Source organism: Helicobacter suis, from assembly GCF_902196135.1.
In the GTDB taxonomy this organism is placed as follows: Bacteria; Campylobacterota; Campylobacteria; order Campylobacterales; family Helicobacteraceae; genus Helicobacter; species Helicobacter suis_A.
Window position 1 is genome coordinate 39,021 of sequence record NZ_CABIKE010000011.1, and the last position, 14,929, is coordinate 53,949.

The window sequence follows — 14,929 nt, forward strand, 5'->3', positions numbered from 1 at the left end:
TATAGTGTACCATCGTTATTTGCCTATTTTCTTTTGGACTGTGCCCTTATGCCCTTTAAAAGTGCGGGTGGGGGCAAATTCTCCTAATTTATAGCCTACATGGTTTTCGGTGATATAAACGGGGATAAAAATCCGCCCATTGTGCACGCTATAAGTCAAACCTATCATCTCAGGCAAAATTGTACTGCGCCGCGACCAAGTTTTAATGGGTCTGTTGTCTTTTTTGGCTTTGTGTTTGAGGGTTTTATCCATGAGATGTTTATCAATAAAGGGACCTTTTTTAATTGACCTTCCCATTACTTGCCTTTCTTGCGTGAAATGATCAAGCGATCGCTTGCTTTTTTATGTCTAGTTTTATAACCCTTAGTAGGTAATCCCCAAGGTGAAACCGGATGCCCGCTAGATCCAGTTTTACCCTCACCACCCCCGTGTGGGTGATCAACAGGGTTCATTGCGCTACCTCTAGTTTGAGGTCTGACTCGTTTATAGCGGTTGCGCCCTGCTTTGCCAATGGTGGTGTTGATAAAATCCTCATTACCCACCACTCCAATGGTGGCCATGCATTCGCTTAGAATGTAGCGCATTTCGCCACTTGGCATGCGTAAAGTCGTGTACTTGCCCTCTTTGCCCATAATTTGTGCGCTCATTCCGGCACTTCTGGCTAACTGCCCGCCTGCACCCGGATGCATTTCTACATTGTGTACAATTGTACCAATGGGGATACTTCTAAGCTTCATCGCAAAGCCCGGCTTAATATCTAACCCGCCCTCTGCGGCAATGATGGTATCGCCTACTTTTAGACCGCTGGGTTGTAAAATGTAGCGCTTATCTCCATCAGGATAGATTATAAGAGCAATACGGGCGTTGCGGTAAGGATCGTATTCAATGCTAGCAACTTTGCCCTCAATGCCAAATTTATCGCGTTTAAAATCAAGGATGCGATAAAGCCGCTTAGCTCCGCCCTCTTTGTGGCGGCTAGTGATACGGCCTTGGTGGTTGCGCCCGGCGTGTACGGGGAGTTTGATTAAAAGTTTTCTTACACTAGGTTTTGCGCTGATGTCTGCAGAGCTTAGCGTGCTCATAGAACGACGGCTGGGGGTGTAGGGTTTGTAAGTTTTAATAGCCATAATGTCTCCTTAAGCGCTTAAAGCCGCGATATTGGCATCTTTAGGGAGGGTTACATAAAACTTTTTATAGCTACTGCGCTGTCCTGCCCTACCCTTAAACCGCTTGGTTTTGCCCCCTTGACGCAAAGAATTGATTTTAAGAGGCACAAAACCAAAGTAATCCTTAAAAATTGCCTTGAGTTGGTTTTTACTCACACCAAGAGAAGTTTGAATCACAATCCTCCCGCTTTCCTGCATAGACAGGGACTTTTCTGTATAAAGAATTGCTTTTATATCGGTGATGTCTGCCATGCTCATTCTCCTTCTTTGGCTGAGATAAGAGCCTCAAATGCGGACCTTTCCATGATAACAGCGCTAAAGGCTGCAACTAAGTACCCATTTACCTCGCTTGATTCTACTAAAAAGCAATTAGGTAAATTTCTAAAAGCTAGAACTGAGTTTTCATCTAAAGCATGTTGGATCAACAACACATCTCTAAAACCTAAATTTTTCAAGAAAGCGTGGGCGTCCTTAGTTTTTTTACTAGGGATTTGGATATTTTCCATTACCACTAATTTATCTGCTAAAGCCTTTTGAGCTAAAGCGTACTCTAGGGCTAATTTTTTCTGCTTTTTATTGATTTTAAGGGAGTAGTTGCGCTCATTAGTAGCCCCATGGGATACACCCCCGCCCACAAACACAGGAGAGGTGATACTGCCTGCTCTAGCGCGTCCGCCTCCCTTTTGACTCCAAGGTTTGCGCCCCCCGCCACTGACTTCACCGCGATTCTTACTTTTAGCGGTGTTGGCGCGTGCTAAAGCGCGGTAGTACTTGACAAATAAATATAAATTATGCGCGTTGATCTCTTGATACCTAGCAGGCAGATCGAGTGTTCCTGTTGCCTGCCCTTGCTGATCTAAGACTCTTGCTTTCATGATTTTCCTTTCTGGATACTGATACGGCCATAAGCGCCTGCATAGCCAGCCGTCGATCCCTTGAGGACTAGAATTTTGTTTTCTTTATCAAAGGAGAGTACTTGGTTATGGCAGGTTACTTTTTCATTGCCATAATGCCCTGCCATTTTTTTACCCTTTTGTACCCGCCCCGGCCATTCTCTATTCCCAATTGAGCCTAAACGGCGGTGGAAACGACTCCCGTGGGCTGCTGGTCCGCCTTGGAAATTCCAACGCTTCATCGCCCCACTAAAGCCCCGCCCTTTAGTATAAAAGGTGGCTTTGATGGACTGCACTCCCTCTAAAGGTTCTATACTCAAATCCCCTACCGCCTCCGCATGCCCTTTTAAAGTAGCAAAACGGTTAAATTCTTGGCTTAGCTGGTATTTTTTCTGCTGGCCGGCAATGGCCTTGTTGTGTTTTTTATGCAGGGCATAAGCCACCAACAACTGCCCTTCTTTAATCTCGCAAACCTTGCTATCTAAAACTTTAAGCAAAGTTACAGGTACACTACTAGCCCCCACGATGCGACTCATCCCGATTTTTTGTACTAAATATTCCATTCACATTCTCCTTTCCACAAAATCGCACTGGCCATTTGGGAATTATTTTTCCTCCATAGAAGTAACTTCTACTTCCACCTCGGGGGCTAGATCAAGTTTCATGAGACTATCTACCGTCTCTGGAGTGGCTGCCATAATATCAATCAAACGGCTATGTACGCGGATTTCAAACTGCTCTCTAGAGTCTTTGTTGATATGAGGGGAGCGTAGCACGGTATAGCGCCTGTTTTTAGTTGGCAGAGGAATAGGCCCTCTAATCTCAGAGCCCGATCGTTTCACCGCCTCCACAATCGCCACGACAGAGCGATCTAACACGCGGTGATCATAGGCTTTCAACTTGAGTCGTATCTTTTCCATTTAGATCCTTAAAAACTATCAAACTTTTAGCGATTAAAAACTTTAATTATAGCTCAAAAAATAAGAGAAGTCAAGAACACAAACCCCCATTTAACGCCTCTTTGATAGAATTTTTAGATATAAAAGTTTCCTTTTATAAAGGAAAATTATAATAACTCTTATGCAAAATCTACCCCTGCTTGCCAATATTTTAGAAACTAGTTTTACACAGGCTAGCCAAAGACAACTCAAACCCCGCGACTATGATATTAAGCCCTCTACTTTGCTTTATGGGGGGGCTAAGGTGGGTAAAAGCGCTTTGGCTCTGTTTGTTGCTAAAAACTATAAAAAGCCCATTTTCATAGATGCCACAGACTGGCGTTTGCCCTTAGATGCGCTTTTTAAATTTCTACCCTCCTTTGCTCAAGACTATGGGACAGATCTACTCATCCTCAAACACCCCCCTAAAGATTTTCCCCTGCTTACTTTGCCTACTTTACTCATCCAAAGAGATACCAGCCACACCCCAGAAGGTTTTAAGCAACAAGCCATTTTTCCTTTAAGTTTTTCTGAATTTGTCCATTTTTGCAACAAAGAACCCTCCGCCCTCCTTGCTCGTTTTTTAAAAGAGGGTAATTTGCCTGAAATGCTAGCCTTTTGCCCGCATGAGAAAATGCTTAAAAAACAAGCGCTTTTTGCCTTAGAATTTGGCGCACAAACCCCTCTTTTTAAAGCAATTTTGCCTTTCCAAGCTAAAAGTTTGAGTACAAATCACCTCTACACCCAGCTTAAAAAGCAACTTAAAATTTCTAAAGATACCCTTTATCGCTTCCTTGCCTACTTGCATGCTAGCCAAATGCTCTTATCTATTCCAACAGAAAAGGGCTATCCTAAGCTATATTTTTATGACTTTTCTTTGCCCTACACCTTTAGTTACAGCCACCCTCTCCCACCCGTGTTTGAAAACATGGTTGCTTTAGAATTAGCCCGCTTTTTTGGATTATCTGCCCTCACCTCTTTATCCTCCGTTTTAAGAGTACAAACAAATCAGCGCGCCTATTGCTTTCTCCCTTTAGCTTTCCCCACACAAGAGCAACTTGAATACAGTCTACCCCTGCTTTTAAAAAAGATACCCGCAGACCCGCTTTTTTGTATCAGTCTTAACCCCCTACCCTTTTGCTGCAAACTCCCCTGTACCCTTTGTGATTTCCTCACTTTTTCTCTAAAAGTCCTCCCCATTCTTTAGCTCTCTCTCATGTATTTTTAGCTAGACTAGCGCCCTATTAAATCTTAAGGTTGGAAGTTTTGGTTGCGCGCTTTCTGACTAAAAAAATCTTTGTCGGTCCTGTGGCTGTGGGAGGTGATGCGCCTATTAGTGTGCAGAGCATGACCTATAGCCAAACCCATGATATAGAGGCCACTAAAAGCCAAATTGATCGCCTCAAATTAGCGGGAGCGGATATGGTACGCGTGGCTGTGCCCTATAAAAAAGACGCCCTTGCGCTTAAAGAATTGAAAAAAGCCACCTCTTTACCCTTGATTGCAGATATTCATTTTCATTATCAATTCGCCCTTATTGCCGCTGAAAGCGTGGATGCTATCCGGATTAACCCCGGAAACATTGGCTCATTAGAAAAAATCAAGGCTGTTGCTAAGGCTTGCAATGCGCGCTCTTTGCCTATCCGTATTGGGGTAAATGCAGGGAGTTTAGAAAAACAATTTGCGCTCAAATATGGCCCTACACCTGAGGGGATGGTACAATCCGCTCTTTATAACACCAAGCTTTTAGAAGATGTCGGGTTTGATAATATTAAGATTTCTTTAAAAGCTAGCGATGTAGAGCGCACCGTTTTAGCCTACCAAAAACTCCGTCCACTCGTTTCTTACCCCTTTCATTTAGGTCTAACAGAAGCCGGAAGTTTGTTTCACTCCAGCATTAAAAGCGCGATGGCTCTAGGCCAACTGCTTAGAGAAGGCATAGGCGATACCATGCGGGTTTCTATCACTGGAGAATTAGAGGAGGAGATTCGCGTGGCTAAGGCTATTTTGCGTTATAGCGGGAGGCAAAAGGAGGGTATTACTTTCATTTCCTGCCCTACTTGTGGGCGCATCGAGTCTAATCTAGTGGCTTTAATGGCTGAGGTAGAACAACGCCTAGCACACATTAAAATCCCTTTAGATGTGAGCGTGATGGGTTGTGTGGTCAACGCGCTAGGGGAGGCTCAACACGCCGATATTGCGATTGCCTTTGGCCATAAAAGCGGGCTCATTCTTAAAAAAGGTAAGGTGATTCATAAACTACCTGAAGATCAGCTTTTAGAAACCTTTGTTGCTGAAGTGCAAGCCCTAGCAGATGAACATGCAAAGGAGATTCATGCTCTCTATTAAACCCCTTGCCTTTGGCATTGCAAAAATGCAGTATGGACAAAAGAGTCAAAAACCTTTGAGTGCGTGTTTTTTATGTTTGGAGTGGCAACCTTTAGAACACTCCATTTTAAAGGCTTTGGAAGGGTTAAAACCCCTAAGCCAAACCCCAAGCGAGGCCATTTATAGCATTGATAAATCCTTTGTAAAGCAAGTTCTCCCCTACATTTCCCAAGAAAAAACCCCCCTTTCAGAAGTGCTTTTAGCCTTAGATAAGCAAGAGCAAAACCCGCAGCTTTCTTTTTATCACTTTGTTATTCTCTATGAAGACGCGCCATGCCAAAGTCTACAAACGGCTTATCTTAAACTCCATGCCCTTTCTCTAGGTAAAGCCCCTTTGCGCAGTCTGAATTTAGAGGGTATTTTTGCGCTGTTGCCTAATGTGGCTTGGAGTGGCCATAAAGCCTATGAATTAGAATGGTTACGCGAACATGAAATTTCTTTAAAAATGCAGGATAAATTTCCTTGTATAGATTTTGTAGACAAATTCCCGCGCTATTTAATGCAAATTACCCCTCAGTTTGATAATATCCGCCTGCTAGATAGCGCTAAAACGCGCTTTGGAGCTTATCTTGGCAAAGGGGGCTATACCCAGATGCCCGGGGCTAGCTATATTAATTTTAATGCCGGTGTAGAGGGGGCTTGCATGAATGAGGGGCGTATCTCCTCCTCTGTGATTGTAGGGGAGGGTACAGATATTGGCGGGGGCGCGGGGATTTTAGGCGTACTTAGCGGAGGCAATAGTAAACCTATTAGTGTGGGAAAAGATTGTCTTTTGGGGGTTAATAGTGTACTAGGCATTAGTTTAGGAAATGGTTGTATTGTAGATGCAGGTATTGGCGTGCTAGCCGGTACAATTTTTTATATAGCCTCTGAGGAATTAGCCAAATTGCAAGAGATCAACCCACAACTAGAAACAAGAGATTCAGGGCTGTATAAGGGTAGAGAATTATCCGGTTTGCATGGTTTGCATTTTAGACAACACAGCCAAACGGGTAAAATGGTCGTTTTGCGTAGTACGCGCTTGATTGCGCTCAACACGGATTTACACCACTAGGGAATAAAATGGATTTTAAAAAATGGGGTTTTTGTCTTTTTTGCTTGCTCCTTTTAAATATAATCTATGCCGCGCCCACACCGCCTAATGCCCAAACTCAAGCCACACCTCCGGCTGCGCCTCCTACAGCCCCACAAAATGCCAGACCCCCTACAAATACACCCCCCGCTCTAACAGCTCCTCCCCCCTCCCCTCCCATGACAGATCGCCTCACCCCTCCTGCAGTGGCACAAGATGCCTTGAGTGCGGGCATTGCTGCGGTTAAAAGTGGGGATTATAAAGATGCCTTTAAGCTCTTTTCTAGGTCCTGTGATCAGGGTAATCCAGCCGGTTGTTTTGCGGTGGGTACGATGTATGCTAATGGGGTGGGTATCCAAACCGATACGGAAAAAGCCACGCGTTATTATGAAATGGGCTGTAGTGGAGGCGATGCAAGCGCTTGTGCAGATTTAGCCCAGACCTATGACTATAAACAAAATGCAACCTTAGATGATAAAGAAAAGGCTGCCCAGCTTTATGCGGTGGGTTGTCGTGGAGGGAGCGCTTTAGCCTGTAATAATTTAGCATGGATGTATGCTAATGGGGTGGGAGTGCCTAAGAATTATTTTAAAGCGATAGATTATTACAAATATGCCTGTGAACATGGGAGTGATTTAGGTTGTTATAATTTAGGTTTAATGAGTAATGTTAAAAATATTTATGGAATTGATAAGGCTAAATTAAACAATGTAGATTTAAATTACTTGGCTTGTAACGCGGGGGACATGCAGGGTTGTGCCAACTTAGGTTGGATTTATGCTAAGGGAGCAGAGGGCGTACCCATTAATAATTTTTATGCTGCTAAGTATTTCCAGCTAGCTTGTGAGAGTGGGAATCTTTCTAGTTGCAATAATTTAGGTGTGTTGTACCAAAAGGGTTTAGGCGTGCCCCAAAATGACAAACGCGCCCTTGATTTATTTTCCTATGTGTGCCAGTATGGCCTGCAATCTGGTTGTGATAATTACGGCATTTTTAAAGAAAAATTATTGCGCTCTAATCCCAATTATGGGCGTTTGTTTCTCCCGCTTGATCCTAATTTGCGTTAAAGGCACTTTCAACCCGAATATTTTACAATTAGGAATTTTAATTTTAAAAGGATAGATGTGAAAGTATTACTGCTACAAGATGTTAAAAATCTAGGCAAAGCTGGAGATGTATGTGAGGTTAAAGATGGCTACGCAAACAATTTTTTACTGGCTAAAAATTTAGCCCAATTAGCCACTACAGAGGTGATTCGTAGATATAAAGCCAATGTGCAAAAACGAGCACAACAAGAGGCTTTGGAGTTAGCTGCCAAACAAGAGCTTGCCCAAACACTAGAAGGGATTATTCTAAAAATTAGCAAAAAAGTAGGGGCTAATGGCGCACTTTTTGGTTCTATCACTAAAGAGGAGGTGATTGAAACCCTGCAGGCAAACCACCCTATCAGCCTTGATAAAAAAACATTGGATCTTAAAACGCCTATTAGAAGTACCGGGATTTATGAAATTGATGTTAAGCTTGGATTAGGCGTTGTAGGTGTTTTAAAAATTGATGTCGTGGCTGAGTGATTTTATAATGTTTCATGCCACTACGATTTTGGGCTATAAAACCCATTTTGAGGGGAAGGATTATGCCATTATTGGCGGAGATGGACAGGTTAGTTTTAATAATTGTATTCTTAAGGGCAATGCTACCAAAATCCGCACTCTCCACCATGGCCAAATTTTAAGCGGGTTTGCAGGTAGTACAGCCGATGCCTTTAGTTTATTTGATATGTTTGAGCGCATTTTGGAGGGTAAAAAAGGGGATTTGTTTAAAAGTGTGGTGGATTTTAGCAAAGAGTGGCGCAAGGATAAATTTTTACGCCGTTTAGAGGCAATGATGATCGTGCTTAATAAACAATCTATCTTTATTTTAAGCGGAACAGGAGATGTAGTTGAACCTGAAGATGGCAAGATCGCTGCTATTGGGAGTGGGGGTAATTATGCTTTAAGTGCAGCCCGTGCGCTTGATTTATTTGCACACCTACCGCCTAAAACTTTAGTAGAAGAATCGCTTAAAATCGCGGGTAATCTTTGTATCTATACCAACCAAAACATTAAAATTTTGGAGCTTTAATGCTAGGCCATGCAAAATTAAATTTAACACCTCAAGAGATTGTCCATTATTTAGACGACTATATCATCGGACAACAAGATGCAAAAAAGATGATTGCTATTGCTCTGCGTAATCGCTGGCGGCGTTTGCAATTAAGTAAAGAACTCCAAGAGGAGGTCATGCCTAAAAATATTTTGATGATAGGCTCAACAGGTGTGGGCAAAACCGAAATTGCACGGCGCATGGCTAAGATGATGGGTTTACCCTTTATCAAAGTGGAGGCTAGTAAATACACAGAAGTAGGCTTTGTAGGGCGCGATGTAGAATCTATGGTGCGCGATTTGGTCGTGGCAAGTATTCATTTAGTAGAAAACGAGGAGAAGGAAAAAAATCAAGCTAAGATTGAGGATTTAATCATTGAGCGCATCACTAAAAAGCTTTTGCCCCCCCTTCCTAGCGGTGTAGGTAAGGATAAACAGCAAGAGTATGCGCTAAATTTTGAGAAAACCAAACAAAAAGTACGCAGCCATGTTTTAGATGATCAAAAAATCCAAATTGAATTAGATAAAAGGGGCGTAGAGGGGGATTTTAATATGCCACCTGAAATTATCAAAGTTCAAGAAAGTCTAACTAAAATTTTAAATAAAGGGAGTGAAAAGGTTAGTAAAGAAATGACCATTAAAGAGGCCAAAGAAGCTTTACGCCACGATGTTTCTCAAGCCATTTTAGACATGGAACAAGTACAAAGAGAGGGAGTACAAAGAGCCGCGCAGTGCGGGGTTATCTTCATTGATGAGATTGATAAAATTGCAGTTGGTTCAAAAGAGGGGCGTACTCAAGACCCTAGTAAAGAGGGTGTACAACGCGATCTCTTGCCCATTGTGGAGGGGAGCACCATTCAAACTAAATATGGGCCCATAGCCACCGATCACATTCTTTTTATTGCCGCTGGGGCTTTTCATTTAAGTAAACCTAGCGATTTGATCCCTGAATTACAAGGGCGCTTTCCTTTGCGTGTGGAATTAGAAAGTTTGTCTGAGGAGATTATGTATGAGATTTTGACTCGCCCTAAAAGTTCGCTGATTAAGCAATACCAAGCGCTTTTAGAAGTAGAAAATGTAGATTTGGCTTTTGAACCTGAAGCTTTAAGAGAACTTGCTAAATTCTCATATTTAGCCAATCAAAAAACAGAGGATATTGGCGCGCGCCGTTTGCACACCACTTTAGAAAAAGTGCTAGAGGATATTAGTTTTAACGCTACAGCTTATGCGGGGCAAAAAGTGGTGGTTTCTAAAGAAAATGTGAGCCAAACATTACAAGATTTGGTAGAGGATGTGGATCTAGCGCGTTTTATTTTATGAGTAAAGCCGGCTTTATTGCACTCATTGGCCGGCCAAATGCCGGTAAAAGCACCTTAATTAATGCGCTAGTTTATGAGCGTCTTTGCCTAATTTCTCATAAAGCTAATGCCACCCGCAAAATCTTAAAGGCCATTGTACCCTATACTCAAGGGGATATAGAATGCCAGATGGTTTTTTTAGACACCCCCGGAATTTGTAAGCCCACTAAATTACTTAACCAAGCTATGACAAAGCAAATTAGGCATGCCCTAGAGTCTTGTGATTTGGCTGTATTTCTAGCTAGTATCCATGACAGTCCAGAAAAATACCAAGAATTTTTAAATCTAGCCCCCAACAAACCCCATATCCTAGCCCTTAATAAAACAGATACAGCCACTCCTGCTAAAATTCTAGCCCAGATTAAAGCCTACCAAGTTTATAGCGCGCACTTTAGTACACTTATTCCCTTAAGCGCGGCTAAGGGCTATCATTTAGAAATTCTCTTAGAAGAAGTGGCTAAACTCTTGCCTGAATCTCCTTTTTATTATGATCCCAAGCTCCTTAGCGATATACAGACTAAAGAGATTTATAAAGAGATGATTCGCGAACAGATTTTTCGCTTTTTAAGTGAGGAAATCCCTTATGCTAGCGATGTGCTGATTATGCGCATAGAGGAGGGAAAGACTAGGGATTTTATTGATGCTAGAATCATCGTAGAAAAAGAGAGCCAACAAAGAATGGTGATTGGTAAAGGGGGGAGTGTGGTTAAGAAAATCGGGCGGGAGGCAAGGTTAGCAATAGAGGCTTTTTCTGAAAAAAAAGTGTTTTTACAGCTAGAGGTACTGGTACAGAAAAACTGGACTCAGGAAAAAGATCAGCTAAAAAAAATGGGCTATATGATAGAATAGCGCGTTTTCTTTTTGATTTTTACGCTTAGGGGTTTTGAATGGTTAGAATGGGTTTGCGATCTGCTTTTTTAATTTTTGCTCTAACTTTAGGGGCTCAAGCAGGCACTTTAATGGGTTTTGTTAAAGCCTACCATGAAAAGGGGATAGGCTCTATTGAAAGACTTTTGCAGTCCTATTTAAGCCAAAAAGATTTTTGGGAGGATGTGCTAGAAACAAAAGACACCACCTATGGATACTATGAAAGCCTAGACTATCTTTTTATCATTAATAAAGCCGATCCCAAACTTATTCTTTACAAAATGGATGGGGAAAAAATCTCTAAGGTTAATGAAAGTAAGGCATTGGTGGGTTCTAAAATCGGGATGAAGGTGAGTGAAGGGGATAAGGCTACTCCCATTGGTGTTTATCAGATTATTAAAAAGATCACCAGTTTAAGTGCTTACTATGGACCCTTAGCCCTTGTAACTAACTATCCAAATCCCTTAGATGTGGTGCTTAAACATACAGGTCATGGAATTTGGATTCATGGCATGCCTTTAAAAGGTGATCGCGATAATTCCTACACTAAGGGCTGTATTGCCATTGATAATAAAATCTTACAAAATTACGATAAGTTGGTGCGGAATAAAAAGACCCTATTAGTTGTTTATGAGGGAGATTTTCCCCATGCAAGTAAACAAGAGTTAGCATTGTTGTTGAGTAATTTATATGCTTGGCGCATGGCTTGGGCTAAGAATAATTTGATCTCTTATTTAGAGTTTTATTCCCCTAATTTCAAGCACTTTAATGGCATGGGTTTAAAAAAGTTTGAAAAATTCAAAACTAAGATTTTTGCTAAAAATGAGGATAAGACAATTCGCTTTTCAAATATCAACATCACCCCCTACCCTAATATTGAAGGCAAACGGCTTTTCCGCATCACTTTTTTACAAGATTATGAAGCTTACAAACACAAAAAACCCACTTACTCCTCACATGGCATTAAAGAGTTATATGTAGAACTCAAAAATAAAAAGATGCAAATTTTAGTGGAGAAATAAATATTATTGGGTGGCTAGTACATGGTTGAATTTGTCTATGTTAAAAACCCACATTATCCCCACGCGGTACTCCATGATCATATTCAAGTGTTAGATGCTCCTATAGATGTAGAATGTGTGGTATCTAATGTGCCTTTAAAGGGCGCTCAAAGAGTAGCGCCTGAAATTAATTTTTTAATAGAGCACAGCGCCCAAGATCCTTTAGAATTAGCCAAGAGTCTTTCTTTACTCTATGAACTTCATGGCCTGCAATTTGACTTTAAACACACTAAAACTTTAGAAACGCAGGAAGGTTCTCTTATAGAATACTTCACCTATGATAATAATATCTGCCAATACCATCAAAGACGCGTAGAATGTTGTGGCAAATGTAGCGAGGTGTGTCCAACTTTGGCTATCACTAAACTAGATCCACAAATTGCCCAAGAAAAGGGTTTAGAATGCCATGATAACCGCCACTTGGTTTTTAAATACGAGTCTTGTATTGATTGTGGTAAATGCATAGCGGTTTGTCCTAGTGGGAGTTTGGAATATGGGGCTTTGAGTTTAGAATGCATGCAGGCTGTGGCTAAACTTTATCAGGATTATATCCCTTTGGTTATAGATCGCAATGTAACCTTGCCTAATGTTGCGCTCAAACAGGAAGTTTTGCCTCTATGCTTGAATGCTAATATTTTAGAACAAACCTATCTTTTAACACTCTTGCAAGAAAGCGGTGCACAGGTGGTGTTGTATGCACCAGAACTAGGGATAGGGACTTTAGAGAGTATCACACTACTTAATAGCATTTATCAAAAACTCTATGGATTAGATGCGATTTTATATGCCTCCGATCCCACTAAACTTAAAGAATGTTTAGAACAGGCTAGAATTTTAGAGTACACCCACTTTAGCCCGCCAACAACTCCCACACATACCAAGCGCGATCTCTTTGCTAAACGGCTAGCGTATGTAGTTGGAGAAAAAGATTATGGTCAGGTAGGCTGTGGAGACTTTATCCGTTATGGGCATATTCAAATCCAAGATAATTGTACCCTTTGTCTTTCTTGTGTGGGGGCGTGTAATACCCATGCTTTAAGCATTGATGGAAACGAGTATACTTTGCTTTTTAACCCATCTCTTTGTACCACTTGTGGCTACTGCGTACCTACTTGTCCTGAAAAAGATTGTTTGAGTTTAGAGCGCGATGGAATTGCTCTAAACCCGGCCTATTTTAAACCCCAAGTCATGGCTCAAGATAGCTTATTTACCTGCCGTGTGTGTGGTAAACCTATGGGTACAACTAAAAGTGTGCTAAAAATTGCTAAATTTATGGAACCTCGTTTTAAAGGCGATGCGCGCCGTATCGCCTCTCTTTATGCTTGCGCTGATTGCAAGGTTAAGGTTATGCTAGAAGACATGCTAGACATCACCTCAATTTTACGCTAGCTTAAGCTTAAGATTATCTTTTAGCCAATAGCTTAACAAAGACTATTCTTCTTTGATTGTATAGGCAATGGGAATGCGCAAACGCACGGTGTGTTTGGGAGCAGGGAAGAGTTTAGAAGCCTCTTTAACAGCCTGCAAGGCGGCATGGTTAAGAATATCTGAACCTGAGCTTTTAGAGATTTTAATATCCTCAGTGCTGCCATTAGCATTGAGTACAAATTCAACCAAAACTTCCCCCTCAATGCCCCTTGCCATAGCCATGCGAGGGTAGCGGTTTTTAGATGAGATAGCCTGTTGAATTTGCATTAAAAAGGCATCGCTAACCCCTTGATTATACGCTAGGCTTGCCTTAGCCCCTTCTGCTGTCTGGTTAGATTGCTCTACCTTCTTCTCTTTAGGTGGCTCTTTGGCTGGTGGCGCTTTTTGAGGGGGCGCTTCTTTAGTTTCCTCCTTAGGCTGAGGTTTTTCCTCTACCTTAGGTTTAGGCTCAGGTTTGGGCTCAGGCGTGGGTTTAGGCTTTTCTTGTGGCTTAGGCTTTGGTTTAGGTTTAGGCTTAGGCTTGGGCTTTGGTTTGGGTTTTGGTTTAGGTTGTTCTTTAGGTTTATCTTTAGGTTTTTCTTGTACTTGTGGGGCTTGCTTAGCATGGCTAAGATGATTGGCATGTGTGTTGATACTAGCTAGGCTCATGGTTACAGATTGCGTACCTGCCTGAGCTATTTTTTGGATATGATTAGAGTTAGAAAAAAAAGCCCAAAGCGCCCCTGCGTATAAGATTAAAGTAATAAAAAAGCTAATCCAGGTTGCAGACTTACTTTTTTTCTGTAGAGATGGAGAAGTTTTCATGGTTGTGTTCTTTGAGAATATCAATGATCTCAATGAAAGTACCAAATTTAGAATCTTTATCGCTACGCAAATCTACAAGGGTTTTTGGATCTAGAGTAGAGATTAAGGCGCGTAACTGCTCTAAACTCTTTTGTTTATCATCTATAAAAATCCCATCGGATTTATCTACCACAATTGTAACTTTCTTATCCTCTTTCCCTGCCTTTTCTGCACTAGAGGCGCTGGGTAAATTAACTTTGATTTTGCCCTGAGCGATGAAGGTAGAAACACTTAAAACTAATGCTAAAAGCACTAACATCACATCAATAAAGGGAACGATATTTAAACCATCGCCCCTTCTTAATTTGGCACGCATTAAGCCCTCTTTTTATGCGCTAATTTAAATTGCTCAGATAGCACATCAGTTTTACGCAACATCGCGTTATAAACAACCAAAGTTGGAATTGCCACCACCAAGCCAAAGGCTGTAGCTTTCAAAGCTAGAGATAACCCTAAAGTGATAGCCTTAGCATCTAGACCTGTAGAACTCGTACTCATATCATAAAAAGTAACCATCACCCCTAAAACCGTGCCCAAAAGCCCTACATAGGGTGCGTTAGAGTAGATAATATAAAGAGTGGTTAGATTTCTACTTAAATCTAAATCTAGGCGATCTGGATCGTCATATAAACTAAAATCTAGTTTAGTATAAAAGATGATTCGCTCAATGGTAAACCATACCGCTATAAAGCTCATTAAACCTAGTGCCGAAAAAATGGCGATGTCTACATACTCGCCAATTAGCTTAACAGATAAACCAGAGTGCATGGCTAT

Annotated in this window: 19 protein-coding genes; 10 read left to right on the forward strand and 9 right to left on the reverse strand. The window is 41.6% G+C overall.

The annotated features are described in order from the left end of the window. Positions 1-15: 15 nt before the first annotated feature. Genes rpsS through rpsJ form a run of 6 tightly spaced genes read right to left on the reverse strand, consistent with a single transcriptional unit; the run spans position 16 to position 2,979 of the window. Positions 16-297, reverse strand: a complete 282-nt coding sequence (rpsS, locus tag G6Q06_RS06750) for a 30S ribosomal protein S19 (RefSeq protein ID WP_006564215.1) — start codon at positions 295-297, stop codon at positions 16-18. Continuing rightward, positions 297-1,127: a 50S ribosomal protein L2 gene (gene rplB / locus G6Q06_RS06755; RefSeq protein ID WP_163564024.1), complete on the reverse strand. Its 831-nt coding sequence runs from the start codon at positions 1,125-1,127 to the stop codon at positions 297-299. The genes rpsS and rplB overlap by 1 nt, the downstream gene beginning before the upstream one ends. Before the next feature lie 9 nt (positions 1,128-1,136). Beyond that, on the reverse strand, positions 1,137-1,418 hold the full coding sequence (locus tag G6Q06_RS06760) for a 50S ribosomal protein L23 (protein ID WP_163533443.1): 282 nt from the start codon (positions 1,416-1,418) through the stop codon (positions 1,137-1,139). 2 nt (positions 1,419-1,420) lie between these two features. After that, positions 1,421-2,044, reverse strand: coding sequence for a 50S ribosomal protein L4 (gene rplD, locus G6Q06_RS06765; RefSeq protein ID WP_205435988.1), 624 nt, complete (start codon positions 2,042-2,044; stop codon positions 1,421-1,423). Then, complete coding sequence (rplC, locus tag G6Q06_RS06770) at positions 2,038-2,622, reverse strand: 50S ribosomal protein L3 (RefSeq protein ID WP_163564026.1); 585 nt, start codon at positions 2,620-2,622, stop codon at positions 2,038-2,040. The genes rplD and rplC overlap by 7 nt, the downstream gene beginning before the upstream one ends. 42 nt (positions 2,623-2,664) lie before the next feature. After that, the gene (gene rpsJ / locus G6Q06_RS06775; protein WP_006564220.1) at positions 2,665-2,979 is read right to left on the reverse strand and encodes a 30S ribosomal protein S10; all 315 of its coding nucleotides are present in this window, start codon (positions 2,977-2,979) and stop codon (positions 2,665-2,667) included. 160 nt (positions 2,980-3,139) lie between these two features. Between rpsJ and G6Q06_RS06780 the strand changes: the two genes are divergently transcribed. Genes G6Q06_RS06780 through G6Q06_RS06825 form a run of 10 tightly spaced genes read left to right on the forward strand, consistent with a single transcriptional unit; the run spans position 3,140 to position 13,273 of the window. Then, on the forward strand, positions 3,140-4,204 hold the full coding sequence (locus tag G6Q06_RS06780; RefSeq protein WP_240329312.1) for an ATP-binding protein: 1,065 nt from the start codon (positions 3,140-3,142) through the stop codon (positions 4,202-4,204). Positions 4,205-4,263: 59 nt separating this feature from the next. Beyond that, entirely contained in the window at positions 4,264-5,346 is a 1,083-nt protein-coding gene (gene ispG, locus G6Q06_RS06785; protein ID WP_163566119.1) for a flavodoxin-dependent (E)-4-hydroxy-3-methylbut-2-enyl-diphosphate synthase, read from the forward strand. Then, positions 5,312-6,439 (forward strand): tetrahydrodipicolinate N-succinyltransferase N-terminal domain-containing protein, encoded by a 1,128-nt coding sequence (locus G6Q06_RS06790; RefSeq protein ID WP_163566120.1) that lies wholly within the window; start codon positions 5,312-5,314, stop codon positions 6,437-6,439. Before ispG ends, G6Q06_RS06790 begins: the two co-directional genes overlap by 35 nt. A gap of 8 nt (positions 6,440-6,447) precedes the next feature. Continuing rightward, positions 6,448-7,524 carry a tetratricopeptide repeat protein gene (locus G6Q06_RS06795; protein ID WP_163566121.1) on the forward strand — a complete coding sequence of 359 codons (1,077 nt, stop codon included), beginning with the start codon at positions 6,448-6,450 and terminating at the stop codon, positions 7,522-7,524. 57 nt (positions 7,525-7,581) lie between these two features. Beyond that, positions 7,582-8,028 carry a 50S ribosomal protein L9 gene (gene rplI / locus G6Q06_RS06800; protein WP_163533449.1) on the forward strand — a complete coding sequence of 149 codons (447 nt, stop codon included), beginning with the start codon at positions 7,582-7,584 and terminating at the stop codon, positions 8,026-8,028. Between the two features lie 7 nt (positions 8,029-8,035). Beyond that, positions 8,036-8,578, forward strand: coding sequence for an ATP-dependent protease subunit HslV (hslV, locus tag G6Q06_RS06805; protein ID WP_163533551.1), 543 nt, complete (start codon positions 8,036-8,038; stop codon positions 8,576-8,578). Continuing rightward, entirely contained in the window at positions 8,578-9,918 is a 1,341-nt protein-coding gene (gene hslU, locus G6Q06_RS06810; protein WP_163534447.1) for an HslU--HslV peptidase ATPase subunit, read from the forward strand. The genes hslV and hslU overlap by 1 nt, the downstream gene beginning before the upstream one ends. Then, positions 9,915-10,805: a GTPase Era gene (gene era / locus G6Q06_RS06815; protein WP_205435986.1), complete on the forward strand. Its 891-nt coding sequence runs from the start codon at positions 9,915-9,917 to the stop codon at positions 10,803-10,805. Before hslU ends, era begins: the two co-directional genes overlap by 4 nt. 38 nt (positions 10,806-10,843) lie before the next feature. Further along, positions 10,844-11,845, forward strand: coding sequence for a L,D-transpeptidase family protein (locus tag G6Q06_RS06820; protein ID WP_205426686.1), 1,002 nt, complete (start codon positions 10,844-10,846; stop codon positions 11,843-11,845). 21 nt (positions 11,846-11,866) lie between these two features. Further along, the gene (locus G6Q06_RS06825; RefSeq protein ID WP_163566122.1) at positions 11,867-13,273 is read left to right on the forward strand and encodes a 4Fe-4S binding protein; all 1,407 of its coding nucleotides are present in this window, start codon (positions 11,867-11,869) and stop codon (positions 13,271-13,273) included. Positions 13,274-13,315: 42 nt separating this feature from the next. Here G6Q06_RS06825 and G6Q06_RS06830 read toward each other — a convergent pair whose 3' ends face one another. Genes G6Q06_RS06830 through exbB form a run of 3 tightly spaced genes read right to left on the reverse strand, consistent with a single transcriptional unit; the run spans position 13,316 to position 14,923 of the window. After that, positions 13,316-14,116, reverse strand: a complete 801-nt coding sequence (locus G6Q06_RS06830) for an energy transducer TonB (protein ID WP_163564031.1) — start codon at positions 14,114-14,116, stop codon at positions 13,316-13,318. After that, positions 14,082-14,471, reverse strand: coding sequence for a TonB system transport protein ExbD (exbD, locus tag G6Q06_RS06835; RefSeq protein WP_006564231.1), 390 nt, complete (start codon positions 14,469-14,471; stop codon positions 14,082-14,084). The genes G6Q06_RS06830 and exbD overlap by 35 nt, the downstream gene beginning before the upstream one ends. Continuing rightward, positions 14,471-14,923: a TonB-system energizer ExbB gene (gene exbB, locus G6Q06_RS06840; RefSeq protein ID WP_163564032.1), complete on the reverse strand. Its 453-nt coding sequence runs from the start codon at positions 14,921-14,923 to the stop codon at positions 14,471-14,473. Before exbB ends, exbD begins: the two co-directional genes overlap by 1 nt. Positions 14,924-14,929: the final 6 nt, after the last annotated feature.

Excerpts from the sequence above, each read along its gene's own strand:
- rpsS (WP_006564215.1), bottom strand. The coding sequence starts at position 297 with ATGGGAAGGTCAATTAAAAAAGGTCCCTTTATTGATAAACATCTCATG.
- rplB (WP_163564024.1), bottom strand. The coding sequence starts at position 1,127 with ATGGCTATTAAAACTTACAAACCCTACACCCCCAGCCGTCGTTCTATG.
- G6Q06_RS06760 (WP_163533443.1), bottom strand. The coding sequence starts at position 1,418 with ATGGCAGACATCACCGATATAAAAGCAATTCTTTATACAGAAAAGTCC.
- rplC (WP_163564026.1), bottom strand. The coding sequence starts at position 2,622 with ATGGAATATTTAGTACAAAAAATCGGGATGAGTCGCATCGTGGGGGCT.
- rpsJ (WP_006564220.1), bottom strand. The coding sequence starts at position 2,979 with ATGGAAAAGATACGACTCAAGTTGAAAGCCTATGATCACCGCGTGTTA.
- G6Q06_RS06780 (WP_240329312.1), top strand. The coding sequence starts at position 3,140 with ATGCAAAATCTACCCCTGCTTGCCAATATTTTAGAAACTAGTTTTACA.
- G6Q06_RS06790 (WP_163566120.1), top strand. The coding sequence starts at position 5,312 with ATGAACATGCAAAGGAGATTCATGCTCTCTATTAAACCCCTTGCCTTT.
- G6Q06_RS06795 (WP_163566121.1), top strand. The coding sequence starts at position 6,448 with ATGGATTTTAAAAAATGGGGTTTTTGTCTTTTTTGCTTGCTCCTTTTA.
- hslV (WP_163533551.1), top strand. The coding sequence starts at position 8,036 with ATGTTTCATGCCACTACGATTTTGGGCTATAAAACCCATTTTGAGGGG.
- hslU (WP_163534447.1), top strand. The coding sequence starts at position 8,578 with ATGCTAGGCCATGCAAAATTAAATTTAACACCTCAAGAGATTGTCCAT.
- era (WP_205435986.1), top strand. The coding sequence starts at position 9,915 with ATGAGTAAAGCCGGCTTTATTGCACTCATTGGCCGGCCAAATGCCGGT.
- G6Q06_RS06820 (WP_205426686.1), top strand. The coding sequence starts at position 10,844 with ATGGTTAGAATGGGTTTGCGATCTGCTTTTTTAATTTTTGCTCTAACT.
- G6Q06_RS06825 (WP_163566122.1), top strand. The coding sequence starts at position 11,867 with ATGGTTGAATTTGTCTATGTTAAAAACCCACATTATCCCCACGCGGTA.
- G6Q06_RS06830 (WP_163564031.1), bottom strand. The coding sequence starts at position 14,116 with ATGAAAACTTCTCCATCTCTACAGAAAAAAAGTAAGTCTGCAACCTGG.
- exbD (WP_006564231.1), bottom strand. The coding sequence starts at position 14,471 with ATGCGTGCCAAATTAAGAAGGGGCGATGGTTTAAATATCGTTCCCTTT.
- exbB (WP_163564032.1), bottom strand. The coding sequence starts at position 14,923 with ATGCACTCTGGTTTATCTGTTAAGCTAATTGGCGAGTATGTAGACATC.